Origin of the sequence: Janthinobacterium sp. TND4EL3 (genome assembly GCF_900156175.1) — a bacterium.
Classification (GTDB): Bacteria; Pseudomonadota; Gammaproteobacteria; order Burkholderiales; family Burkholderiaceae_D; genus Janthinobacterium.
The window spans coordinates 66,303-88,393 of record NZ_FTMV01000012.1; the positions used below are offsets into that span (position 1 = coordinate 66,303).

A 22,091-nucleotide genomic window follows, 5' to 3' on the forward strand; every position below is an offset into this window, starting at 1 on the left:
CCATGTTTACCCCTGAAGTCGCCGTTGACCTGATCATCGAAGCGCTGCATGTCGTGATGCTGCTGGTGGTCATCCTCGTCGTGCCCGGCCTGCTCATGGGCCTGCTGGTCGCGCTGGTGCAGGCGGCCACGTCGATCAATGAACAGACCATGAGTTTCCTGCCGCGCCTGCTGGTCACCCTGCTGGCCCTGATCCTGGCCGGACGCTGGATGGCCGGTTACCTGATGGATTATTGCGTGTCCATTTTTCAGCGCGCCGCCACCCTGGTCGGATAGCGCCGCGCGCCATGGATCAGATTTTCAATCAGGTGCTGCCGTTTCTGCTGGCCGTGTGGTGGCCGTTCTGCCGCATCCTGGCCATGCTCAGCGCCTCGCCCGTGATCGGCGACGGCGCCGTGCCCGTCACCGTGCGGATCCTGCTGTCGCTGGTGCTGGCCATCCTGATGCTGCCCGTCATGCAGGCCTCGGGCATCTCGCAGGACTTGTTGAAGATCGATCCGTTTTCCCTGTACGCCATCGTCGCAACCCTGGAGCAGGCCGTCATCGGCTTCGTCCTGGGCCTGGCCTTCCACTTCGCCATGTCGGTGATGTCCGTGCTCGGCTACCTGGTGTCGAGCCAGGTGGGTTTTTCCATGGCCGTCATGAACGACCCACTCAATGGCACCTCGTCGGACGTCATCACGGGCCTGCTGACCATCATGTGCATGATCGTGTTTTTCGCCATCGACGGCCACCTGGTGCTGACGGGCGTGATCGGCGCCAGTTTCAAGGCCTGGCCCGTGGGGCAGGGCTACGGCCCGCTGCTGCTGCAGACGGTGGCCTACAACGTGGCGTGGATTTTCGCCGCCGCCATGCTGCTGGCCCTGCCGATCGTGTTTTCCACCATGGTGGTCCAGCTGGGCTTCGGTTTCCTGAACCGCGTGGCGCCGTCGCTGAACCTGTTTTCGCTGGGCTTTTCCATGATCACCGTGTTCGGGCTGCTGATGCTGGCGCAGATCGTGCGCTTCATTCCCGAGCACTACATCGCCATGACCAATCGCGTGCTCGATATGATCGCCGAACAGATGCGGGTGGCCCATGGATAGCGCACGGAAAGGTGTGACGCATGGCTGATAGCAGCACGGGCGACAAGACAGAAAAGGCGTCACAGCAAAAGCTGAAGAAGTCGCGCCAGGAAGGGCAGGTGGTGCGCTCGCGCGACCTGTCGACGGCGCTGGGCATCCTGATCAGCATGAAGCTGTTCGTGTTCCTGCTGCCGTCCTATCTGGACACCTTCCGCGGGCTGTTCGCCATGGCCTTCATGCCGCTCGACAGCAAGGGCGCGCTCGACAATGCCATGTCGATGGCGTTTATCACCTCGGTGGGCTTGCTGATCAAGATGATCGTGCCCCTGTTCTGCGTGCCCCTGTTCGTCGTGCTCGGCTCCCTGATTCCGGGCGGCTGGGTCATCAGCAGCAAGAACTGGATGCCGAAGATGGAGCGCCTGAGCCCGGCAAAGAACCTGGGCCGCCTGGTGTCGCCCAAGCATGGTTTCGAATTCGGCTTGTCCATTGCCAAGGCCGCCGTGCTGGGCATGGTGCTGGTGCACGTCAGCCGCTCCAGCCTGTCGCAATACGTGGACTTGCAGCACCGGCCACTGCAGCAAGCCATGCTCGATGGCTCGGCCCTGATGCTCGACGGCCTGATGGCGCTCATTTCCGTCTTCATCCTGTTCGCCATCATCGACGTGCCGGCGCAGGCCTTTTTCTTTGCCCGCAACCAGCGCATGAGCAAGCAGGACGTCAAGGAAGAGCATAAAAGCAGCGAAGGGCGGCCCGAAGTGCGCCAGCGCATCCGCCAGCTGCAGCAGCAGATCGGCCGGCGCAGCGTGCGCAAGACCGTGCCCGACGCCGACGTGGTGATCGTCAACCCCGAGCATTACGCCGTTGCATTGAAGTATGACCAGGACCGCGCCGAGGCGCCGTTTGTCGTTGCCAAGGGCGTCGACGAGATGGCGCTGTACATCCGGCAAGTGGCGAAGGAACACCAGATTGAAACGCTGGAGCTGCCGCCGCTGGCGCGCGCCATCTACAACACCAGCCAGGTGCAGCAGCAGATTCCCGTGCAGCTGTACCAGGCCGTGTCGCAGGTGCTCAACTATATCCTGCAGCTGAAAGCATTCCGTACTGGGCAGCGTGCCGCCCAGCCCCCATTTCCCACCGAGGTGGTCGTGCCATCTCATTTGAGCGAGGTAGTACCTTCATGAATTTCCTGAACCGACTGGTTGCCGAAATGCGCCGCCACAAGTTCGCCACGCCGCTGTTCCTGCTGGTGATCCTGGCGATGATCATCCTGCCGCTGCCGCCCGTGCTGCTCGATATCTTGTTCACGTTCAATATCGTGCTGGCACTGATCGTCATCCTCGTCAGCGTCTCGGCCAAGCGGCCGCTCGATTTCTCCGTCTTCCCGACGGTGATCCTGGCCACCACCATGCTCAGGCTGACCCTGAACGTGGCGTCCACGCGCGTGGTGCTGCTGCACGGCCATACGGGCGCCGACGCGGCCGGTAAGGTGATCGAGGCCTTCGGTAACGTGGTGATCGGCGGTAACTTCGTCGTCGGTATCGTCGTCTTCGTGATCTTGATGATCATCAACTTCGCCGTCGTCACCAAGGGCGCCGAGCGTATTTCCGAAGTCTCCGCGCGTTTCACTTTGGACGCCTTGCCGGGCAAGCAGATGGCCATCGATGCCGACCTGAACGCCGGCCTGATCAACCAGGAAAAAGCCCAGATCCGCCGCAAGGACGTGGCCGCCGAAGCGGATTTCTACGGCGCCATGGACGGCGCGTCGAAGTTCGTGCGCGGCGACGCCGTCGCCAGCATCTTGATTTTGATCATCAATATGGTGGGCGGCGTGGCCATCGGCTCGCTGATGCACGACCTGTCGTTTGGCGATGCTTTCCGCCAGTATGCACTGCTGACCATCGGCGATGGCCTGGTGGCGCAAATCCCGGCGCTGCTGCTGTCGGCCGCCGCCGCCATCCTCGTCACCCGCATCAGCGATTCGGGCGACTTCGAGCAGCAGGTGGCGGGCCAGGTGCTGACGTCGCCCACGGTGATCTTCAGCGCGGCCGGCATGATGGTGGCGCTGGCCCTGATCCCGGGCATGCCATGGTTCATGTTCATGACTTTTGCCGCCGTGCTGGCCTTCGTGGCCTGGCGATTGACCAAGCGCGTGAAGGGGCCCGACGCGGCCGGCATGGCAGCCATCGAAGCGGCCCTGCGTGATGACAAGCCTGCCGAACTGGAGTGGCAGCAATTGCCGGCCGTGCAGCCATTGATGGTGATGCTCGGCTATAAACTGGTGGGCATGGTTGATAAAACGCAAGGCGAGCCATTGAACAAGCGTGTCAAGGGCGTGCGCCAGAGCCTGTCCGAAGCCATGGGTTTGCTGCTGCCGAACATTGGCGTGCGCGACGACCTGACCCTGAAACCGTCGCAGTACTCGATCGTGCTGTCGGGCACCGTGGTGGCGCAGGCGGAAGTGCAGGCCGACCGCCTGATGGCGATCCCGTCGCCCAATGTGTATGGCCAGCTCGACGGCATACCCGGCATCGAACCGGCCTATGGCATGCCCGTCACGTGGATCGAACCGGGCGCCAAGGCGCATGCGCTGGGCCTCGGCTACCAGGTCATCGAGGCGCCCAGCGTGATCGCCACGCACTTGTCGAAGATGGTGCGCGAATACCTGCCGGAACTGTTTCGCCACGAAGACGTGTCCAACCTGATGGAGCGCCTGACGGCCCTGTCGCCCAAGCTGGCCGGCGCGCTGGACAAGGCGCTCACGCACACGCAGATGCTGCGCGTGTTCCGTGTCTTGCTGGCGGAAAACGTGTCACTGAAGGATATCGTGCCCATCGCCACCACCTTGCTCGACAGTTCGGAAACGACCAAGGACCCGATCCTGCTCGCGGCCGAAGTGCGCTGCGCGCTGCGGCGCCAGATCGTCAGCGGCCTGTTTGGCCAGAAGATGGAAATGCAGGCGTTTAACCTCGGCGGCGAACTGGAAAACATGCTGCTCGGTTCCTTGAACCAGGCGCGCCAGTCGGGCAAGGTGACCCTGGATAATTACCCGATCGACCCGCACCTGCTGTCGCAGCTGCAGGTGAACATGCCGGTGGCGCGCGAGCAGATGAAGCAGCAGGCCACGCCGCCGCTGCTGCTGGTGCTGCCGCAGATCCGTCCGCTGCTGGCCCGCTATGCGCGCCTGTTCGCGCCGGGCCTGCATGTGCTGTCGTACAACGAAATTCCGGAAAACCGCGAAGTGAGCATCATCGGCACGGTGGGCTAAACGGTGGGGTAAGTAATAAAAACGGCGCTTCGGGCACCGTTTTTTTGTGCTGTATCAATCCTGCTCGTCGATGGGCGGCAGCAGGTCCCGCTGCGGCTCGGACCCGCCGGCCAGCAGCAAGACATCCTCTTGCGGCAGATCAATGTTATCGCCGTAGTCGTAACCGAGCGGCGCCGCCACTTCCTTCGAGATGAAGATGGTTTCCTCTTCGGTTGCGGTTGCTGCAGGCGCATCAGGATCGGCCGCCGCTTCCGCTTCCGGCTGCGTCAGCAGCAGCGCCACTTCGGCCATGGCGCGGAACAGGGGCAGCGACAGCGCAGCGGCGCCCGCCTGCATCGGGTAATTGCCATGCACGCGCTGCGCATGCAGCTGGCGGTTCAGGCGGCAGCGCACGATGCGCAGGCCCGCGCGGCGCACGGCGTCGGCGATCTCGGGCAGCGCCAGGCGCAGATGGCGCAGCGCGTGGTCTTCGTCGGCGGCCAGCTCCAGCAGCACGCCGTCGCCGGACGGCTCCATCTGGATCACGACCCGGCCGATGCCGATGATGATCAGTTCGACGCGCAGCGCCACCTTGCCACGGCGCCTGGGCGGGCTTTCTTCCTCGTCGGTATCGCTGGCCAGCACGCGCAGCAGCAGGCGCTGGCCGCCCCAGCCATACACGGCAAAGCGCCACGCTTCGCTGTCGATGCTCAAGGGCGGGCGCGGACCTTCGCGCAGCAGGGCCGGCTGCTGCTCGGCCATGAACAGATTGCCCGGCACGTGCTGGCCGCGCGCCTGCTCCTGCAGGGCGGCGTATTGCTCGCCATACGTCTTGACCATCACGCGCCACGAGGCGGCCAGCTGCGCCGCGTCGGGCGGCTGCCAGACCAGCTGGCGCGTAAAAAACAGTTGATTGACCTGCATGGCGCTGCTGTCGCGCGGCATGGCGCCGCCGGCACCATCGGCATTGGGCTTGATGAGGGAAGCCAGGCTGTCCTGGCCCGGCTGCTGCAGCTGGGCGGGCAGGGTGCCGGCATCGGGCGCGGCCGCCATGTAGGGGCCGATGGGCACCAGCGGCTGCACCACGCCCGGCGTCATCGGCGTCGCGGGGCTGACGTCGAGGCGCTGGGTAATCAGGGGTACCGGATTACCCGATGAAATGCGGTCTATCGCCATGCCACTGTGTCCGGAAGAGAGTCTATACGAGCTGGTGAATCAGGCTGCATCAGCCATCATGGCTGTAACAGTGACAGTATCAGTTTCTGCATGCTCTGGCTTTGCTTGAGCATCGCCGTGCTGGCCTGGAGCAACATTTGCGCCGACACCATGTTGGCGCTTTCCGCCGCGTAGTCGACATCCATGATGCGGCCGACGGCGGCCTTGGTATTGGTGAGCATATTGGCCAGATTGTTGTGCACGTGGTCGAGGCGGTTGGCCGCCGCGCCCAGGGCCGAGCGCACGCCACCGACCTGGTCGAGAGCAGCCGCCAACTGGTCGATCATGCTGTTAGCGCCGCCATTCGTGGCAATTTCGCTGCCGGCCGTGGCGCCTGGCGCAAAGTTGGCGGAAATGGCTTTCAATAAGGTATCCAGACCATCCATCTTGCCCGATACGTCGAACTGCATGGTTTCGCTGCTGCTGGCGCCGATCTGGAAGGTCATCGCCTCTGACAGCGTGCCCTTGCCGGCACTGCCGTTACCCAGCAACAGGCTGCCGCCGTAGGAGGTATTCGTCATGACGTTGTACAGTTCCAGTCCCAGCGCATCGTACTCGGCCTGCATGGCGTCGCGGTCGGTCTGGTGAGAGGACGCGTCGGCCGCCTGCGTGGCCAGGTCTTTCATGCGTACCAACATGCTGGTCACTTCGCCAAACGCGCCCTCGGCCGTCTGCAGCATCGAGGTGCTGTTCTGTGTATTGCGCATGGCCACCGTCATGCCGCTCACCTGGGCGCTGAGGCGCGTGGCGATCTGCAGCCCCGCCGCGTCGTCCATGGCCGAATTGATGCGAAAGCCGGTGGAGAGGCGTTGCATCGACGTCGATAGCCGGCTTTGCGCACTGGCGGCTGCGCTTTGGGCGTACATTGCGGCGATATTGGTGTGAATGCTCAGCACGTAGCGGCTCCGGTGGGCGGTGAGGTGAGTCTGGTCTATCTTCTATAGGCGACTAAGGCGCCGGCATTGTTAAATCGAAAGGCAATATAGTCAAATTAATACGTTTCGCACATAAAAAAAGCCAGGCCGCAGCCTGGCTTGGCGTTGCTGGCCGCAAGCGGCCAGGCAAAGATTACTGCAGCAGGGACATGACCATCGAGGACATGCTGTTGCTTTGTTTCAGCATCGCGGTACCGGCTTGCAGCAGCATTTGCGAAGCGGTCATGTTCGAGCTTTCGGTAGCGAAATCGACGTCCATGATGCGGCCGGTGGCGGCTTTGGTGTTGGTGGCGATGTTCGACAGGTTGCTGTTGACGTGATCGAGGCGGTTGGCGGCGGCGCCCAGAGCGGAGCGCACAACGCTGATGCTTTCGATGGCCGACACCAGGCTGCCGATGGCGGTGTTGGCGTTGGCGGTCAGTTCTGCACCGGTAGCGGTAGTTGCATTGCTGTAGTTTGCGGCTGCCGAACTCAAGGCGGAGCCGATGCTACTCATGGCTTTGCTTAGATCGATGCTCATGGTTTCCGAGCTCGCTGCGCCAATCTGGAAGGTCATGGTTTTGGAGACAGTGCCACTGACGAGCAGTGGTTCGCCGCCAAAAGTGGTGTTTTTCATCACGTTGGACAATTCCAGGCCCAGTGCATCATATTCTGCCTGCATGGCGGTTTTGTCCGCTGGATTCGATGAGACATCGGCTGCTTGCGTTGCCAGATCTTTCATGCGTACCAGCATGTTGGTCACTTCGGCAAACGCACCTTCAGCCGTTTGCAGCATCGAGGTGCTGTTCTGGGTATTTGCCATCGCGACCGTCATGCCGCTGGTCTGGGCTTTCAGGCGGGTGGCGATTTGCAGGCCGGCAGCGTCGTCCATGGCCGAGTTGATGCGGTAGCCAGTGCTCAGGCGGGTCATCGAGGTCGACAGTTGCGATTGCGTCTTGGCGATCGAGTTCTGTGCGGACAGCGATGCATTGTTTGTATGAAGACTCAGCATGTGTTGCTCCTGTAAGGTAAATTCGTTGAGTGGCATTGTTGCCCTCAATAGTACAAGACGACCAGACAGGTTCCACTATTAAATTCTTTATGGAAATCTTTTTTAACCATAAAAAAAGCCCCTGCAATCGCTTGCCGGGGCCTGTTTGTTCGCGTGTGGCGTTCGATATTATTGCAGCAAGGACATGACCATTGAGGACATGCTGTTGCTTTGTTTCAGCATCGCGGTGCCGGCTTGCAGCAACATCTGCGACGAGGTCATGTTCGAGCTTTCCGTAGCGAAATCAACGTCCATGATGCGGCCGGTTGCGGCCTTGGTGTTGGTGGCGATGTTCGACAGGTTGCTGTTGACGTGATCGAGGCGGTTGGCGGCGGCGCCCAAGGCGGAGCGTACAACGCTGATGCTTTCGATGGCCGACACCAGGCTGCCGATGGCGGTGTTGGCGTTGGCGGTCAGTTCTGCACCGGTAGCGGTAGTTGCATTGCTGTAGTTTGCGGCTGCCGAACTCAAGGCGGAGCCGATGCTACTCATGGCTTTGCTTAGATCGATGCTCATGGTTTCCGAGCTCGCTGCGCCGATCTGGAAGGTCATGGTTTTGGAGACAGTGCCACTGACGAGCAGTGGTTCGCCGCCAAAAGTGGTGTTTTTCATCACGTTGGACAATTCCAGGCCCAGTGCATCATATTCTGCCTGCATGGCGGTTTTGTCCGCTGGATTCGATGAGACATCGGCTGCTTGCGTTGCCAGATCTTTCATGCGTACCAGCATGTTGGTCACTTCGGCAAACGCACCTTCAGCCGTTTGCAGCATCGAGGTGCTGTTCTGGGTATTTGCCATCGCGACCGTCATGCCGCTGGTCTGGGCTTTCAGGCGGGTGGCGATTTGCAGGCCGGCAGCGTCGTCCATGGCCGAGTTGATGCGGTAGCCAGTGCTCAGGCGGGTCATCGAGGTCGACAGTTGCGATTGCGTCTTGGCGATCGAGTTCTGTGCGGACAGCGATGCATTGTTGGTATGAAGACTCAGCATGTGTTGCTCCTGTAAGGTAAATTCGTTGAGTGGCATTGTTGCCCTCATCAGTACAAGACGACCAGTCAGGTTTCATTATTAAATTCTTTGTGGAAATTTTTCACTCCGCTCCAAAAAATCTATGCCCCCTCTTTTTTGCAAGCTGATTTGTATGATGTCAGTCGGCTCACTTCAATCTATCCGGCATCCGTCTGGTGCGGTCTTCCGCACTGGACAAAGACGACTGTTAAACCAGGTGCATTAAATTTATGTGAAGGTTCGGGCGCGCCGCTGGTGCGGCAGTAGGAAAATGCTGCATACTGCCACGCATCGCAGAGATTGCACCAAGATTGATTTTTTGATATGAAAATGAATATTGTAATTATTGGCTCGTCGGGCCACGCCAAGGTGGTCATCGATGTCATCGAACGGCAAGGCAAGCACCACATTGTTGGCCTAATCGATGCCTTTCGGACGCATGGGGAGGAAACCATGGGCTACCGCGTGCTGGGTGCTGAGACAGATTTGCCGGTACTGGCTGAACAGCATGCCTTGGGTGGCGTCTTGGTGGCGATCGGCGACAACCATGTGCGGGCAAGGGTGACAGCTGGCGTGGGCGCCTTGTGCCCGGACCTATGCTTCATTACCGCCGTGCATCCGCAAGCCAGCGTGGCCAGGGGGGTGCGCATTGGCGCCGGCAGCGTGTTGATGGCCGGTGCTGTGGTGAATCCAGGCTGTGAAATGGGACCCGGCTGCATTGTCAATACGCGCGCCTCGCTGGATCACGATAGCGTGATGGACGCTTTTTCCAGTCTAGCGCCAGCGGCCGCTACGGGCGGCAATTGTCATCTCGGCAGTTGCAGTGCCCTCGGTATGGGTGGCTTACTGCTGCAGCGCCTGCGCATTGGAGCGCATAGCGTGGTCGGCGCTGGCGCCGTGGTGACGCGGAGCGTACCCGATATGTGTGTCAGTTATGGTGCGCCTGCCAGGGTTATCCGCAGCCGTGTTGCCGGTGATAAATATTTGTAGGTAGGCCGTGGCCACCGGCCGTTGGCCGTGAAGTCAGGCGGCCGCATTTCCGCCTCGGCTTGTTTGCGGTTGGCTCGTTGGTCGTCAGGTCTCGAAGGAAGGCATCATTGTTGCCAGGTCCATCTCAGTGACATGCCCCGCCAGGCTAGTTCGGCCAGCACTCCACGGACGGCCTCTGAGAAGCGGAAAGGGAGCGGTTTTGTCGGCTATCCCGCGTTTATGCCATCGGGTTCGGAGTGGAAGTTGGGCGGCCAGACCGAAGGCGTGGCGCCGACGCAGCCGTCTTTCGCTACGCGGCGATTGCGTGGAGCTATCGTATTTGACGATGGAGCCGACACCCACTGACTGTTGGCGTCCAAAGTGGAAATTACAATGTTCGACAGCCTGGTCGCGCCAGGCGCGGAAAAAATCCGGGAGGATCAGACTGACTCTGCACGGTAATTGAGCTGCCCATGGATGAGTATCGTTGATACTAGCGAAATCGTGGGCGGTGGAAATAATCATAGGCAAAACGTGGGTAAATAGGGGTCAGTTGGCGGCGGTATGGGCGATGACGGCACTGATGGTGTCGATTTGTTCGTCGCTCAGTCCGGGGTAGATGGGCAGGCAGATCACTTGGTCCGCTGCCTGGCGCGCTTGCGGCAGATTGGCGGGCGCCGCCGATGGCATGCCGCGATACATTGGGAAATCACTGATCAGAGGATAGAAATAGCGGCGCGCAAAGATATCGTGGTCGCGCAGCACCTGGTACAGCTCATCGCGCCGCACGCCGTATTCCGGCCGCACCAGTATGGGGAAGTAGGCATGGTTCATCAGCTGCTCTTCGCATGCAGGTAGGCAGGCGATGCCGGCGATCCCTGCCAGGTTCTTGCGGTAGCGCGCATCAATGGCGCGTCGCTGCAGCAGCGCGGCGTCAATGCCTTTTAACTGTAGCAGGCCGAAGGCGGCATTGATTTCGCTCATCTTGCCGTTGATGCCAGGAGCTACTACCGTCACTTCGTCGACGAAACCGAAATTTTTCAAATGATCGATGCGCTGTTTGGTTTTGGCATCGGGACAGATAATCGCACCGCCTTCAAAAGTGTTGAAAATCTTCGTGGCGTGAAAGCTCAGCACGGACAGATCGCCATAGTTTAGTACGCTACCCCCGTTTTGACGCACGCCGAATGCGTGCGCCGCGTCGTAGATGACTTTCAAACCATAATTGTCGGCAATCTTTTCGATGCGTTCAACGTCGCAAGGTCGCCCGTAGCAATGGACAGGCATAATGGCGGTCGTTTGCGGCGTGATGGCCGCCTCGATGTTGGCCGGGTCCATGTTCATGCTGCTGGGATCGATGTCGACGAAGACGGGTTTGATACCGTTCCACAGCAGGGAATGGGCGGTGGCCACGAAAGAGTAGGGCGTGGTGATCACTTCACCGGTGATGCGCAGCGCCTGCAACGCCGTCATCAGGGCTAGTGTGCCATTGGTAAACAGGCAAATGTGCTTGACGCCCAAGTACTCGCACAGGGCCTGTTCAAGCTGCTGGTGGAACGGGCCGCCATTGGTGAGAATTTTATTCTCCCAGATCGTTTCGAGATAAGGGAGAAAATCCTTGAGCTCTGGCAGCAATGGCTGGGTGACGTAGATGGGGTGTGGCAATTTGACTGGCGTCATGAAGTACTTTCTTGCATGTGCATATCGCAATCGTAGCGTTCAACTTCAAACGTTTCTGGGGGCAGTTCTGCACACCAGCGTTGCCACATGGCACGCAAAGCATGTTCGAATCCTTCAGCGATCAGGCCAGATTGACCGATTGCAGATTCCTCAAGGCGTTGGCGCATGGTGGCGCGCAAGGCGGCCAACTGAACTATATTATTCGATAAGAAAATACCTTTTTGAACGAAATCCTCGTCATCAACGGCAACGAAAGCGTTGAGTCCGACGTGTTCCATGATGCAGGCGCCAGCCCGGCTGGGAACTGTATCGCCGGCCAATGTCAATGTCGGTACGCCCATCCAGAGCGCGTGCATGGTGGTCGTGCCGCCCGTGTAAGGATAGGTATCGAGACATACGTCGATATGCTGATGCATTTCCAGGTAATCCCCCAGATGTGTCCGTTGGTAAAAGCTCAGCCTTTCTTCGGCGATGCCTTCATCTTTAAACCACTGCGCCAGTGTGGTGTGATCCGACTGCTTGTGCATGGCCGCCAAACGCATTTTGGCCGTAGGTACTCTATGTAGTAACTTCGCCCAACGGGCGATCACTTTGCGATTCAGTTTGCTTAACCGGTTAAAGCTTCCGAATGTCAGGTAGCCGTTTGAGAGCGCAGGCGTTTGTTGTATTGCCGGTGCAAGGGCGGATGGCAGGAAAGGCAGGCACGCTGGTAGCAGCGCCAGCTTTTCAGTCATGTATTTGCCGACGATCTCGGGCGGTGTCAGAAAACGATCCGAAATATAATAGTCCATTGCCTGCAGCCCTGTAGTGCCAGGGTAGCCTATCCAGCTTGCCTGAATCGGCGCTGGTTTTGTAGCAAATACCTGTAGGCGATGAAAAGCCGTATGTCCGGAAAGATCGATCAGGATATCGATTTTATCTTGCTGTATCTTCTCCGATAGTTCTACATCGGACAGTTCCATCACATCATTCCAATGGGTCAGATATTGCTTCAAACGTTTCGTGTTACTGTCATTACGGTTGTTGTTGTAATAGCCGTACAAAGATAAACGAGGGCTGCTGGCCAGCTTGGCTAGTACTGGCATGACAAAGTTGGACACGACGTGTTCGTTGAAGTCGCCTGAGACGAAGCCGATGCGCAGGCAGCGCTGCGGGTCGCGGTCGTTACCATGTTCTGGCCACTCTGGCCGGCTGAGGCGTTCGAATTGCTCTCCGAATGCGCAATGTTCGGCAAACATGGTTGCAGCATCCACTTCGACGCTATGGCTTAAGCAAAACAGTAAATTAGTATGGCTGACCACCAGTGCCGGGGCGATGTCGCGAGCCCGATAGGCGCTGGCAATGGCCTCGTCGATGGCGCCATGCACCTGTAGCAGCGAACATAAATTGATTTCAGCGGCGTGGAAATCTGGTTTCAGTGACAGGGCCTTGCGGAAGCTGTCCAAGGCTTTTTCCGGGTGGCCGCTGTTTCTCAGCGCATTGCCCAGATAAAAATGAAGCTCATTGTTATCTGGCTCATTCTCCAGCGCCTGCTCCAGACTGATGACTGCTTCGGCGTCGCGCCCTGCCGCCAACAAGGTCGTACCCAGATTAAAATGCGCATCGGCGTAGTCGGGTTTCAACAAGATGGCCTGTTTGAAACATTCGATGGCTTCGCTATAGTTCTTGTCCAGGCGCAGCGCGGAGCCCAGGCTGTTCTGGACTTCCGCATCCTCTGGTATCAGCAGGCTCACCGCACGATATTGTTCCACCGCTAGCGGATATTCCTTTAATTCCTTGAGAACGTTGGCCAGATTAAACATCGCTTTGGCATAGTCGGGACGTAAGGCAATCGCCTTGTGGAAACAGGTCTTGGCCTCATCCTGGCGATCCATCAGGCGCAGCACGCTTCCCAAATTGTTGTGTGCCTCCGCGAATGACGGGTCGATTTCCAGTGCGCGCAGATAGCTGTCCAAGGCATTGTCAAGCTTGCCCGCTGCTTGCCAGGCATTGCCCAGGTTGCCATGTGCCTGAGCATCATCTGGCGTCAATTCAGCGGTTCTCTTTAGCACAGGCAAGGCCTCCTTGCCTTGCACCTGCAGGGCTGTGCCTAATACGCTCCAGGCAAATGGTGCTTCTGGAAATTGTTGCAACAATTGGCGGCAAGCCGCTTCCATCTCCACGTATTCACCGCGCTGATACAGTGCCACGATCTGATCGACGTCATGCTGCGATGGCGACTGGGCTGCCAAAGCAATTTCCTTTGTTGCCAGTAGGCGTAGCTTCTGTGATTGTTCGTTATCGAGTCCGCGAGCAATCGCCGTGTCGATGATGTCGAGTGCCTCGTCGGGTTGCCCGGCCTGCAGCAAGCCGTTTGCGTAGGAAAGCCAGAACTGACCTTCGTCTGGATCGATGGACAGCGCCTTCCGCAAATACGGCAGGCCTGCTTCATGCTGGCCGACCTGTCCCGCCAGCAAGCCCAGATTGTGGTTGGCGATGGCGTGATAAGGGTGCGCTTGCAAGATCGACAGGTAGATTTCTTCTGCCTCCAGATAGCGGCCCGCCTTATGCTCGGTGATGGCTTGCTGCAGTTCGGTATCGAGGGAGACTGCTGGAGGAACGTTCGAATTCATGGCAGGAAGGGAGTGGAAATGTTTATCAACGGGGATTGTAACTGTTAGAAGTGCTTATGAGAAACTTTCCAAGTGGAATTTTTATGTTCTTGCTGTCGTAATGCAAACATGTCGTTGTTGCTGGCTTAAAGCTTGAAAATTGTAATGTATTTGATGAAAAAACAGCGCGCTGGTGAGAGCGCGCTGTTGCATGGAGGCCGCTGCGTTTGCCGCAGTCAATTACATATTCGGATAATTCGGCCCGCCGCCGCCTTCCGGCGTGACCCACACGATGTTCTGCGTCGGGTCCTTGATGTCGCAGGTCTTGCAGTGCACGCAGTTTTGCGCATTGATCTGCAGGCGTTCGGCGCCGTCGTCGTTTTTCACGAACTCGTACACGCCGGCGGGACAGTAACGGGCTTCCGGCCCCGCATACATGGCCAGGTTGACGTCGACGGGCACGCTGGCGTTCTTCAAGGTCAGGTGGATGGGCTGGTCTTCCGCGTGGTTCGTGTTCGAGATGAAGACGGACGACATCTTGTCGAAGGTCAGCTTGCCGTCGGGTTTCGGATACACGATCTTCTTCGACTGGGCCGCCGGCTTCAGGCATTCATGGTCGCCATGCGTGTGGTGCAGGGTCCAGGGTGCCTTGCCGCGGAAGAGGATCTGGTCGATGCCCGTCATCAGGCTGCCCAGGTACAGGCCTTTCGACAGCCACGGCTTGACGTTGCGCGCCACGTGCAGCTCTTCGTGCAGCCACGATTGCTCGAAAGCAACCGGATAGCTGGCCAGTTCGTCGTGCTGGCGCGATTCGCCCAGCGCGCCGAAGGCCGCCTCGGCCGCCAGCATGCCGCTCTTGATGGCCGCATGGCTGCCCTTGATGCGGCTCATGTTCAAAAAGCCCGCATCGCAGCCGATCAGCGCGCCGCCGGCGAATACCAGTTTCGGCAACGATTGCAGGCCGCCGGCCGTGATTGCCCGCGCGCCGTAGGAGATGCGCTTGCCGCCTTCGAAGAACTTGCGGATTTCCGGATGCGTCTTGTAGCGCTGGAATTCCTCATACGGCGACAGGTAGGGGTTTTCGTAGGCCAGGCCGACGACGTAGCCGACCATGACCTGGTTGTTTTCCAGATGGTACAGGAAGGAGCCGCCGTAGGTTTTCGCGTCCAGCGGCCAGCCCGTCGAGTGGATCACCAGGCCCGGCTGGTGCAGGGCGGGGTCGATTTCCCACAATTCCTTGATGCCGATGCCGTACGATTGCGGGTCCTTGCCGGCGTTCAAGTCATATTTGGCCATCAATTGCTTGCCCAGGTGGCCGCGCGCGCCTTCGGCGAACAGCGTGTACTTGGCGTGCAGTTCCATGCCCAGCTGGAAGTCGGGACCGGGCTGGCCGTCGCGCTTGACGCCCATGTTGCCGGTCGCTACGCCTTTCACGGAGCCGTCGTCGTTGTAGAGGATTTCCGCGGCAGGAAAGCCCGGGAAGATTTCCACGCCCAGGTTTTCCGCCTGCTGGCCCATCCAGCGCACCACATTGCCCAGCGAGACGATGTAGTTGCCGTGGTTTTCAAAGCAGGCCGGCACGGCGAAGTTCGGCGTCTTGTACGCCTTGGTTTCGGTCAGGAACAGGATGCGGTCTTCCGTCACTGCCGTGTTCAGGGGCGCGCCCAGTTCCTTCCAGTTCGGAATCAGTTCGCTCAGCGCTTTCGGGTCCATGATGGCGCCCGACAGGATGTGCGCGCCCAGCTCGCCGCCTTTTTCCAGCACGCAGACGGACACTTCCTGGCTTTTTTCCGCGGCCAGCTGCTTCAGGCGGATCGCCGCGGCCAGGCCTGCGGGGCCACCACCGACGATGACCACGTCATACTCCATGGTCTCGCGCGGTCCGTACTGTTCAACTAAGTTATTAGGCTGTGTCATGGTCTCGATTGTTAGTCACTAAATGGGTGGGTGAGGAATCTTCGAATAAATTTAAGCACGAGTGTGCTTGTTTTTGGCGAGGATTGCAACTTTGGCGCCATTTTGCGTGACATTGCCCCTCGCCGCAATCTAAATCCGGCCATTTTGTGTAATGATGGCGTTTACCTTTGCTCAAGTACGACGCACGGTATTTTGCCCCGCTGCCATCGGCACGGCGCAAAGTGTTATCTAAAATAAAACAGGAGTAGCTCGTGGGCATAGAAGTCAATTTCGAGGGCAAGATTGCCCTGATTACCGGCGCATCGAGCGGCCTCGGCGCGCGCTTTGCGAAAGTGCTGGCCCAGGCGGGCGCGCAGGTCGTGCTGGCCTCGCGCCGCACCGAACGGCTGAAGGAGTTGCGCGCTGAAATCGAAGCGGACGGCGGCGCCGCGCATGTGGTCTCGCTCGACGTGACCGACTTCGCCAGCATCAAGTCGGCCATCGCGCACGCGGAAACGGAAGCCGGTCCCATCGATATCCTCGTCAACAATTCAGGTGTCTCCACCACGCAACGCCTGGTCGATGTCACGCCCGAGGATTACTCGTTCGTGATGGACACCAATTTGCGCGGATCGTTCTTCGTGGCCCAGCAGACGGCCAAGCGCATGATCGCGCGCGCCAAGGGCGACCCGAAGAAACAGCACCGCATCATCAATATCGCCTCGATGGCGGGCTTGCAGGTGCTGCCGCAGATCGGCGTGTACTGCATGAGCAAGGCGGGCATGGTGCACATGACGCGCGCCATGGCCGTGGAATGGGGTAAATATGGCATCAACACGAACGCCATCTGCCCCGGCTACATTTCCACCGAGATCAACGAAGATTACTTTGCCACCGAGCAGGGCAAGAAGCTGATCGAAATGCTGCCCAATAAACGTCCGGGCAAGCCGGAAGACCTCGACGGCCTGCTGCTGTTGCTGGCGGGCGAGGATTCGCACTTTATTAACGGCGCCATTATCTCCGCCGATGGCGGCATGAGCACGTTTTAACGCCATAAAACCTGCTGCGCGTCGCGCTTTGCGGCCTGCGATGCTCACCGGCTCGGCGCCCCCGTGCGAGAGCACGGTTGCGCTTCTTGACCACAAGGGGGCGCCGAGCCTCGCTGCCGCTCGCGACGGTTTTACTTGGCGTTCAACGAAAAGTCACCCTGGCTGCAGCCCTAGCGCTGCAGCTGCAGTCCCACCAGCTTGTGCACCAGCTCCGACGAGGTCGAGGCGGCGAATTTGCGCATCAGCTTGGCGCGGTGCATTTCCACCGTGCGGGGGCTGAGGTCGATCTGGCGGGCGATGACCTTGCTGGTCTTGCCTTCCACCAGCAGGGCGGCGATTTCGCGTTCGCGCGGCGTCAGTTCGGCCGTCACGGGACGTTTTTCGCTGACATCTTCGAACGTCCAGATGCCTGCTCCCAGCGGTTGGTTCGGCAGCATGGCATGGCCCGTGACGTGGCACCAGAACAATTCTCCATTACTGCGGCGCATGATGCGCTCGTCCGAATAGCGCCCTTTGGCGTTCATGATGGGGATGATGCGGTCACCCGTGCGCAGGAATTCGTCGTGCGTGGGGTAGAGTACCTCGAAGGACTGGTCGTCGAGCTGGGCGCGCGCGTAGCCGAACATGGCTGCCAGCGCTTCGTTGCAGCTGCGCATGATACGGTTTTCCGACATGCACATGCCCACGGGTGCATGCAGGAAGATGCTTTCATAATCGATGGCTGACGCGGCGTTCATCTGATACGTATCACTCTCACAGGGGGATTGCAGGCACGGCGCCGGTAGTTCTACGGTATTGTACTTTCCACTCGCGTATTTTATGCTGAGTCGCTGCCTGAGTCATGGACTCAAGACCAAAGCTTAACAAAAGATAGAGGGACACCCATGAATAAAGTTTATCCTGACGCCGCCTCGGCGCTGGCCGGTATCGTCCAAGATGGCCAGACCATCGCCGTTGGCGGCTTTGGCCTGTGCGGCATACCCGAAGCCCTGATCGGCGCCTTGCGCGATTCGGGCGTGACGGGCCTGACGGCCATTTCCAACAACGCGGGCGTGGACGGTTTCGGCCTGGGCCAGCTGCTCACCACGCGCCAGATCAAGAAAATGATTGCCTCCTACGTGGGCGAAAACAAGGAATTCGCGCGCCAGTACCTGGCCGGCGAGCTGGAACTGGAATTCACGCCGCAAGGCACCTTGGCCGAGAAGCTGCGCGCCGGCGGCGCCGGCATTCCCGCCTTCTTCACGAAGACGGGCGTGGGCACCATCGTTGCCGACGGCAAGGAACTGCGCGAATTCGACGGCGAACAATACGTAATGGAACGCAGCCTCGTGGCTGACGTGGCTCTGGTCAAAGCCTACATGGCCGACCGCGCCGGCAACCTGATCTATCGCAAGACGGCGCGCAATTTCAACCCGAACGTGGCCATGGCCGGCAAGATCACCATCGTCGAAGTGGAAAAACTGGTCGAAGTGGGCGAGATCGATCCGGACCAGGTGCACACGCCGAGCATCTTCGTGCACCGCATCGTGGTCAACGCGAACCCGGAAAAACGCATCGAGCAGCGCACCGTGCGCGCCGACTAAATACAAGATTGGGAGATGATCATGGCTTGGACAAGAGATGAAATGGCCGCGCGCGCGGCAAAGGAATTGCAGGACGGCTTTTATGTGAACCTGGGCATCGGCTTGCCGACCCTGGTGGCCAACTATGTGCCGGAGAATATCGAAGTGTTCTTGCAGTCGGAAAACGGCTTGCTGGGCATCGGCCCGTTTCCTGCCGAAGATGAGGTCGATGCCGACCTGATCAACGCCGGCAAGCAGACGGTGACGGCCTTGCCGGGCGCCGCCTACTTCAGCTCGGCCGATTCGTTTGGCATGATTCGCGGCGGCAAGATCAACCTGGCCATCCTGGGCGCCATGCAGGTGTCGGAAAAGGGCGACCTGGCGAACTGGATGATTCCAGGCAAGATGGTCAAGGGCATGGGCGGCGCGATGGACCTCGTCGCCGGCGTCAAGCGCGTCGTTGTGCTGATGGAGCACGTGGCCACGGCCAAGGATGGCACGACGTCGCACAAGTTGCTCAAGCAGTGCGACCTGCCGCTGACGGGCGTGGGCGTGGTCGACGTCATCATCAGCGACCTGGGCGTCATCGACGTGACGGAAAACGGTTTGAAACTGGTGGAACTGGCGCCGGGCGTGACCAAGGAGCAGGTGCAGGCGGCCACGGGCGCGGAGCTGGACGTTTCCGCCGTCTAAACGGATCGTTGCAGGAAATCAGAGGGCGGACAGCGATGTCCGCCCTTTTTTTATGCGCCCGCCTTGCCGCGCAAGCCATCGAGGCTGTAGGCGCCGCCGCCCGTCGCCGCGAAGTACAGGAAGGTGAAGCAGTACATCACGGCCATTTCACCGCCGTTCAGGATGGGCAAGAAGCCGGCCGGCGCATGCGCGATGAAATAGGCGGCCGCCATCTGGCCCGACAGGATGAAGGCGACGGGGCGCGTGAACAGGCCGACGAGCAGCAGGGTGCCGCCCACCAGTTCGATGACGCCGGCCGCGCCCATCAGGGAAAGCAGTTGCAAGCCGTCGAACATAGCCACGTGCGGCATGCCGAACAGCTTGGCCGTGCCGTGCTGCAGGAAGAGGAAGCCGAGGATGATGCGAAGCAGACCCAGCAAACGTGGGGACCAGGTGGCGTAGAAGGCGGGCGTGAGGGACATGAGGTACTCCATTCAAAAAGTGGATGGTTCGGTGTCAGGCTGGCGTTAACGCAATGTCATTATGCGCGAGCCCGATGGCGAACAGGTGACGCCACTGTAATGGTTTTTGATTCATTGATCATCATGATGGATATTGATGGATAATTTACTGTGGGTTGATGATGCGATTAAACCCGCGCGCAATGAAAAAAGCCCCGCGGATCGCTCCGCGGGGCTTTTCAATGTTGACTATCGCTTACTTGACGATATTCACGGTCGGCGCAACGTAGGCGTCGTCGGTCGGGTGGGTGGGGTGGGCCAGCTCGCTGTGCAGCTTGTCCATATCCAGTTCCTTTTCCCATTTCGACACGACGATGGTGGCCACGCCGTTACCGACGAAGTTGGTCAGCGCGCGGCATTCGCTCATGAAACGGTCGATGCCCAGGATCAGCGCCATGCCGGCCACGGGTATCGTCGGCACGACGGCCAGGGTGGCGGCCAGGGTGATGAAGCCGGCGCCCGTGATGCCGGACGCGCCTTTCGAGGTCAGCATCGCCACGCCCAGGATGGTGAGCTCTTGCCAGATCGTCAGGTCCGTGTTGGTGGCCTGTGCCACGAACAGGGCGGCCATGGTCATGTAGATGTTGGTGCCGTCCAGGTTGAACGAGTAGCCGGTCGGCACGACCAGGCCGACGACGGGCTTGGAGCAGCCCAGGCGCTCGAGTTTCTTCATCAGGGCCGGCAGGGCCGATTCCGACGAGCTCGTGCCGAGCACGATCAGCAGTTCTTCCTTGATGTACAGCAAGAAGCGGCCGATGGAGAAGCCCGTGTACTTGGCGATCAGGCCCAGCACGACGAAGACGAACAGGAAGCAGGTCAGGTAGAACGAGCCCATCAGCTTGGCCAGCGGGATCAGCGACGCCAGGCCGTATTTACCGATGGTAAAGGCCATTGCACCGAAGGCGCCGATCGGAGCGACTTTCATGATGATGTTGACCATGCCGAAGATGGCATGCGACAGCTCGTCGATCAGCTTGGTGACGGGACGGCCGCGCTCGCCTAGCAGGGACAGCGAAAAGCCGAACAGGATGGCGATCAGCAGCACTTGCAGGATGTCACCCTTGGCGAAGGCATCGACGAAGGTCTTCGGGATGATATTCATCAGGAAGTCGACGGTGCTCATGCCTTCGGCGTGCGTGTATTGCGCGATCGACTTGGCGTCGAGGTGGGCCGGATCGGCGTTGAAGCCGGCGCCCGGCTTGAGGATATTGGCAACCAGCAAGCCGATGGCCAGCGCGAAGGTGGAGACCACTTCGAAGTACAGCAGCGCCTTGCCGCCCACGCGGCCGATCTTCTTGACGTCCTGCATGCCCGCGATGCCGGAGACCACGGTACAGAAGATCACGGGGGCGATGATCATCTTGATCAGCTTGATGAAGCCGTCGCCCAGCGGTTTCATGTCGACGGCGTTCGAAGGGTAGAACACCCCCAGCAGCACGCCGGCCACGATGGCGAACAGCACCTGCACGTACAGGATTTTATAGAATGGTTTTTTCACGAGTGGTCTCCTCTTGCGGGTTGATGCTGCGATCATCCGCCCATTGCCGGGCCGGCTCAATTGTGGATAACCGCAGATATGCAGTTTCGCTATATCGGGTATTGCGCCATGGTGAACGTGCGAGGGCTGTGCTGCGGCGCAGCATTTCAGGCGTGCGCTTGGAGCATTGCCCGCGCTGCGCTACACTGCCGTAGCGTCGCGCGCGGGATACTAAAAAGCGGTGCTCTTTTTATATCAAATAAGGAATTGGCATGATCGAAGCCAGCATCAAATCCGTTCAGTGCATCTCCCCCGCAGGCCTGCATACCATGTCGTACAAGGAATGGGGCGCGCCTGACAATCCGAACGTGCTCGTCTGCGCCCATGGCGTGACGCGCGTGGCGGACGACTTCGACAGCCTGGCGCGCGCCATGGCCAGCGATTACCGCGTGATCTGCCCCGATGTGGTGGGGCGCGGGCGCTCGGGCTGGCTGGCCAATCCCCAGTTCTACCGCGTGCCCCAATATGTGAGCGACATGGTGACCTTGCTGGCGCGCGTGCTGGCCAATGGCGAGCGCCAGACGGTGGACTGGTTCGGCACCTCGATGGGCGGCTTGATCGGCCTGGGCCTGGCCTCGCTGCCGCACAGCCCGATCAGCAAGCTGGTCTTGAACGATATCGGCCCGACCCTGGCGCCTGAAGCCTTGCAGCGCATCGGCGACTACATCGGCCAGGACTTGCGTTTCGATACCTTCGAGCAGGGCGCCAAATTTGTGCGCGACGTGTCCGCCAGCTTCGGCCCGCACACGGATGCGGAATGGCATAAACTGGCAGTGGACGTCTTGCGCCAGGACAAGGATGGCCATTGGCGCCGCCACTATGATATGGGCCTGGCCATGCCGTTCCGCTCGGCCACGCCGGAATCGGCGGCCAGCGATGAAGCCATGCTGTGGGCCGCGTATGATGCCGTGCGCTGCCCCACCTTGCTGGTGCGCGGGTCGGAATCGGATCTGCTGTCGCACGCGACTGCGCAGATCATGCTGGGCCGTGGCCCGAAGGCGCAGCTGGTCGAGATCGAAGGCGTGGGCCATGCGCCCACCTTCATCCACGACGACCAGATTGCCATTGCGCGCAAGTTTTTGCTGGGCAAGTAATCAGATATCAAGCAGTACCGCTGTACCG

The 22,091-nt window shown here is 59.8% G+C and carries 19 protein-coding genes; 9 read left to right on the plus strand and 10 right to left on the minus strand.

What is annotated here, in order from left to right; all coding sequences use genetic code 11:
- The first annotated feature begins 2 nt into the window (after positions 1–2).
- Genes BXA07_RS18410 through BXA07_RS18425 form a run of 4 tightly spaced genes read left to right on the plus strand, consistent with a single transcriptional unit; the run spans position 3 to position 4,328 of the window.
- The gene (locus tag BXA07_RS18410; protein WP_034757874.1) at positions 3–275 is read left to right on the plus strand and encodes a flagellar biosynthetic protein FliQ; all 273 of its coding nucleotides are present in this window, start codon (positions 3–5) and stop codon (positions 273–275) included.
- Positions 276–286: 11 nt separating this feature from the next.
- Positions 287–1,084 carry a flagellar biosynthetic protein FliR gene (locus BXA07_RS18415; RefSeq protein WP_076569657.1) on the plus strand — a complete coding sequence of 266 codons (798 nt, stop codon included), beginning with the start codon at positions 287–289 and terminating at the stop codon, positions 1,082–1,084.
- Positions 1,085–1,104: 20 nt separating this feature from the next.
- A complete protein-coding gene (locus tag BXA07_RS18420) occupies positions 1,105–2,244 on the plus strand; it encodes a flagellar type III secretion system protein FlhB (protein ID WP_076569659.1) in 1,140 nt (379 codons plus the stop codon).
- Positions 2,241–4,328 carry a flagellar biosynthesis protein FlhA gene (locus tag BXA07_RS18425; RefSeq protein WP_076569661.1) on the plus strand — a complete coding sequence of 696 codons (2,088 nt, stop codon included), beginning with the start codon at positions 2,241–2,243 and terminating at the stop codon, positions 4,326–4,328. Before BXA07_RS18420 ends, BXA07_RS18425 begins: the two co-directional genes overlap by 4 nt.
- Before the next feature lie 54 nt (positions 4,329–4,382).
- Here the strand turns inward: BXA07_RS18425 and BXA07_RS18430 are convergent, their stop codons facing one another.
- From BXA07_RS18430 to BXA07_RS18445, 4 genes are all read right to left on the minus strand, one after another.
- Complete coding sequence (locus BXA07_RS18430; RefSeq protein ID WP_139335645.1) at positions 4,383–5,483, minus strand: hypothetical protein; 1,101 nt, start codon at positions 5,481–5,483, stop codon at positions 4,383–4,385.
- Between the two features lie 56 nt (positions 5,484–5,539).
- Positions 5,540–6,418, minus strand: a complete 879-nt coding sequence (locus tag BXA07_RS18435) for a flagellin N-terminal helical domain-containing protein (protein ID WP_076569665.1) — start codon at positions 6,416–6,418, stop codon at positions 5,540–5,542.
- Between the two features lie 172 nt (positions 6,419–6,590).
- Positions 6,591–7,448 (minus strand): flagellin N-terminal helical domain-containing protein, encoded by an 858-nt coding sequence (locus tag BXA07_RS18440; protein ID WP_076569950.1) that lies wholly within the window; start codon positions 7,446–7,448, stop codon positions 6,591–6,593.
- A gap of 168 nt (positions 7,449–7,616) precedes the next feature.
- On the minus strand, positions 7,617–8,474 hold the full coding sequence (locus BXA07_RS18445) for a flagellin N-terminal helical domain-containing protein (RefSeq protein ID WP_076569951.1): 858 nt from the start codon (positions 8,472–8,474) through the stop codon (positions 7,617–7,619).
- A 342-nt stretch (positions 8,475–8,816) separates the two neighbouring features.
- On the opposite strand from BXA07_RS18445, the gene BXA07_RS18450 reads away from it, so the two are divergent.
- Complete coding sequence (locus BXA07_RS18450) at positions 8,817–9,482, plus strand: acetyltransferase (RefSeq protein ID WP_076569667.1); 666 nt, start codon at positions 8,817–8,819, stop codon at positions 9,480–9,482.
- Between the two features lie 528 nt (positions 9,483–10,010).
- Here BXA07_RS18450 and vioA read toward each other — a convergent pair.
- The 3 genes from vioA to BXA07_RS18465 all read right to left on the minus strand — a co-directional run bounded on the left by vioA (position 10,011) and on the right by BXA07_RS18465 (position 15,649).
- A complete protein-coding gene (vioA, locus tag BXA07_RS18455; protein ID WP_076569669.1) occupies positions 10,011–11,141 on the minus strand; it encodes a dTDP-4-amino-4,6-dideoxy-D-glucose aminotransferase VioA in 1,131 nt (376 codons plus the stop codon).
- A complete protein-coding gene (locus tag BXA07_RS18460; RefSeq protein ID WP_076569671.1) occupies positions 11,138–13,753 on the minus strand; it encodes an O-linked N-acetylglucosamine transferase family protein in 2,616 nt (871 codons plus the stop codon). Before BXA07_RS18460 ends, vioA begins: the two co-directional genes overlap by 4 nt.
- A 219-nt stretch (positions 13,754–13,972) precedes the next feature.
- Positions 13,973–15,649: an electron transfer flavoprotein-ubiquinone oxidoreductase gene (locus BXA07_RS18465; RefSeq protein WP_170909687.1), complete on the minus strand. Its 1,677-nt coding sequence runs from the start codon at positions 15,647–15,649 to the stop codon at positions 13,973–13,975.
- A gap of 251 nt (positions 15,650–15,900) precedes the next feature.
- On the opposite strand from BXA07_RS18465, the gene BXA07_RS18470 reads away from it, so the two are divergent.
- A complete protein-coding gene (locus BXA07_RS18470; protein ID WP_034752351.1) occupies positions 15,901–16,677 on the plus strand; it encodes an SDR family oxidoreductase in 777 nt (258 codons plus the stop codon).
- A gap of 170 nt (positions 16,678–16,847) precedes the next feature.
- Here the strand turns inward: BXA07_RS18470 and BXA07_RS18475 are convergent, their stop codons facing one another.
- Positions 16,848–17,414: a LuxR C-terminal-related transcriptional regulator gene (locus BXA07_RS18475; protein ID WP_076569675.1), complete on the minus strand. Its 567-nt coding sequence runs from the start codon at positions 17,412–17,414 to the stop codon at positions 16,848–16,850.
- A 147-nt stretch (positions 17,415–17,561) separates the two neighbouring features.
- Here BXA07_RS18475 and BXA07_RS18480 point away from each other — a divergent pair, with 147 nt between their 5' ends.
- Together BXA07_RS18480 and BXA07_RS18485 are read left to right on the plus strand one after the other, a co-directional pair.
- Positions 17,562–18,260, plus strand: a complete 699-nt coding sequence (locus tag BXA07_RS18480; protein ID WP_070289089.1) for a CoA transferase subunit A — start codon at positions 17,562–17,564, stop codon at positions 18,258–18,260.
- A gap of 21 nt (positions 18,261–18,281) precedes the next feature.
- Positions 18,282–18,932 carry a CoA transferase subunit B gene (locus BXA07_RS18485; RefSeq protein ID WP_076569953.1) on the plus strand — a complete coding sequence of 217 codons (651 nt, stop codon included), beginning with the start codon at positions 18,282–18,284 and terminating at the stop codon, positions 18,930–18,932.
- Positions 18,933–18,982: 50 nt separating this feature from the next.
- Here the strand turns inward: BXA07_RS18485 and BXA07_RS18490 are convergent, their stop codons facing one another.
- Together BXA07_RS18490 and BXA07_RS18495 are read right to left on the minus strand one after the other, a co-directional pair.
- On the minus strand, positions 18,983–19,393 hold the full coding sequence (locus tag BXA07_RS18490) for a DoxX family protein (RefSeq protein ID WP_076569677.1): 411 nt from the start codon (positions 19,391–19,393) through the stop codon (positions 18,983–18,985).
- Between the two features lie 235 nt (positions 19,394–19,628).
- Positions 19,629–20,966, minus strand: coding sequence for a dicarboxylate/amino acid:cation symporter (locus BXA07_RS18495; protein ID WP_244556333.1), 1,338 nt, complete (start codon positions 20,964–20,966; stop codon positions 19,629–19,631).
- A gap of 215 nt (positions 20,967–21,181) precedes the next feature.
- Here BXA07_RS18495 and BXA07_RS18500 point away from each other — a divergent pair, with 215 nt between their 5' ends.
- On the plus strand, positions 21,182–22,063 hold the full coding sequence (locus BXA07_RS18500) for an alpha/beta fold hydrolase (protein ID WP_076569681.1): 882 nt from the start codon (positions 21,182–21,184) through the stop codon (positions 22,061–22,063).
- Positions 22,064–22,091 lie beyond the last annotated feature (28 nt).

Bases quoted from the DNA above. Each gene is read 5' to 3' on its own strand.
- BXA07_RS18410 (WP_034757874.1), top strand. From the start codon at position 3: ATGTTTACCCCTGAAGTCGCCGTTGACCTGATCATCGAAGCGCTGCAT.
- BXA07_RS18415 (WP_076569657.1), top strand. From the start codon at position 287: ATGGATCAGATTTTCAATCAGGTGCTGCCGTTTCTGCTGGCCGTGTGG.
- BXA07_RS18420 (WP_076569659.1), top strand. From the start codon at position 1,105: ATGGCTGATAGCAGCACGGGCGACAAGACAGAAAAGGCGTCACAGCAA.
- BXA07_RS18425 (WP_076569661.1), top strand. From the start codon at position 2,241: ATGAATTTCCTGAACCGACTGGTTGCCGAAATGCGCCGCCACAAGTTC.
- BXA07_RS18430 (WP_139335645.1), bottom strand. From the start codon at position 5,483: ATGGCGATAGACCGCATTTCATCGGGTAATCCGGTACCCCTGATTACC.
- BXA07_RS18440 (WP_076569950.1), bottom strand. From the start codon at position 7,448: ATGCTGAGTCTTCATACAAACAATGCATCGCTGTCCGCACAGAACTCG.
- BXA07_RS18445 (WP_076569951.1), bottom strand. From the start codon at position 8,474: ATGCTGAGTCTTCATACCAACAATGCATCGCTGTCCGCACAGAACTCG.
- BXA07_RS18450 (WP_076569667.1), top strand. From the start codon at position 8,817: ATGAAAATGAATATTGTAATTATTGGCTCGTCGGGCCACGCCAAGGTG.
- vioA (WP_076569669.1), bottom strand. From the start codon at position 11,141: ATGACGCCAGTCAAATTGCCACACCCCATCTACGTCACCCAGCCATTG.
- BXA07_RS18460 (WP_076569671.1), bottom strand. From the start codon at position 13,753: ATGAATTCGAACGTTCCTCCAGCAGTCTCCCTCGATACCGAACTGCAG.
- BXA07_RS18465 (WP_170909687.1), bottom strand. From the start codon at position 15,649: ATGACACAGCCTAATAACTTAGTTGAACAGTACGGACCGCGCGAGACC.
- BXA07_RS18475 (WP_076569675.1), bottom strand. From the start codon at position 17,414: ATGAACGCCGCGTCAGCCATCGATTATGAAAGCATCTTCCTGCATGCA.
- BXA07_RS18480 (WP_070289089.1), top strand. From the start codon at position 17,562: ATGAATAAAGTTTATCCTGACGCCGCCTCGGCGCTGGCCGGTATCGTC.
- BXA07_RS18485 (WP_076569953.1), top strand. From the start codon at position 18,282: ATGGCTTGGACAAGAGATGAAATGGCCGCGCGCGCGGCAAAGGAATTG.
- BXA07_RS18490 (WP_076569677.1), bottom strand. From the start codon at position 19,393: ATGTCCCTCACGCCCGCCTTCTACGCCACCTGGTCCCCACGTTTGCTG.
- BXA07_RS18495 (WP_244556333.1), bottom strand. From the start codon at position 20,966: ATGATCGCAGCATCAACCCGCAAGAGGAGACCACTCGTGAAAAAACCA.
- BXA07_RS18500 (WP_076569681.1), top strand. From the start codon at position 21,182: ATGATCGAAGCCAGCATCAAATCCGTTCAGTGCATCTCCCCCGCAGGC.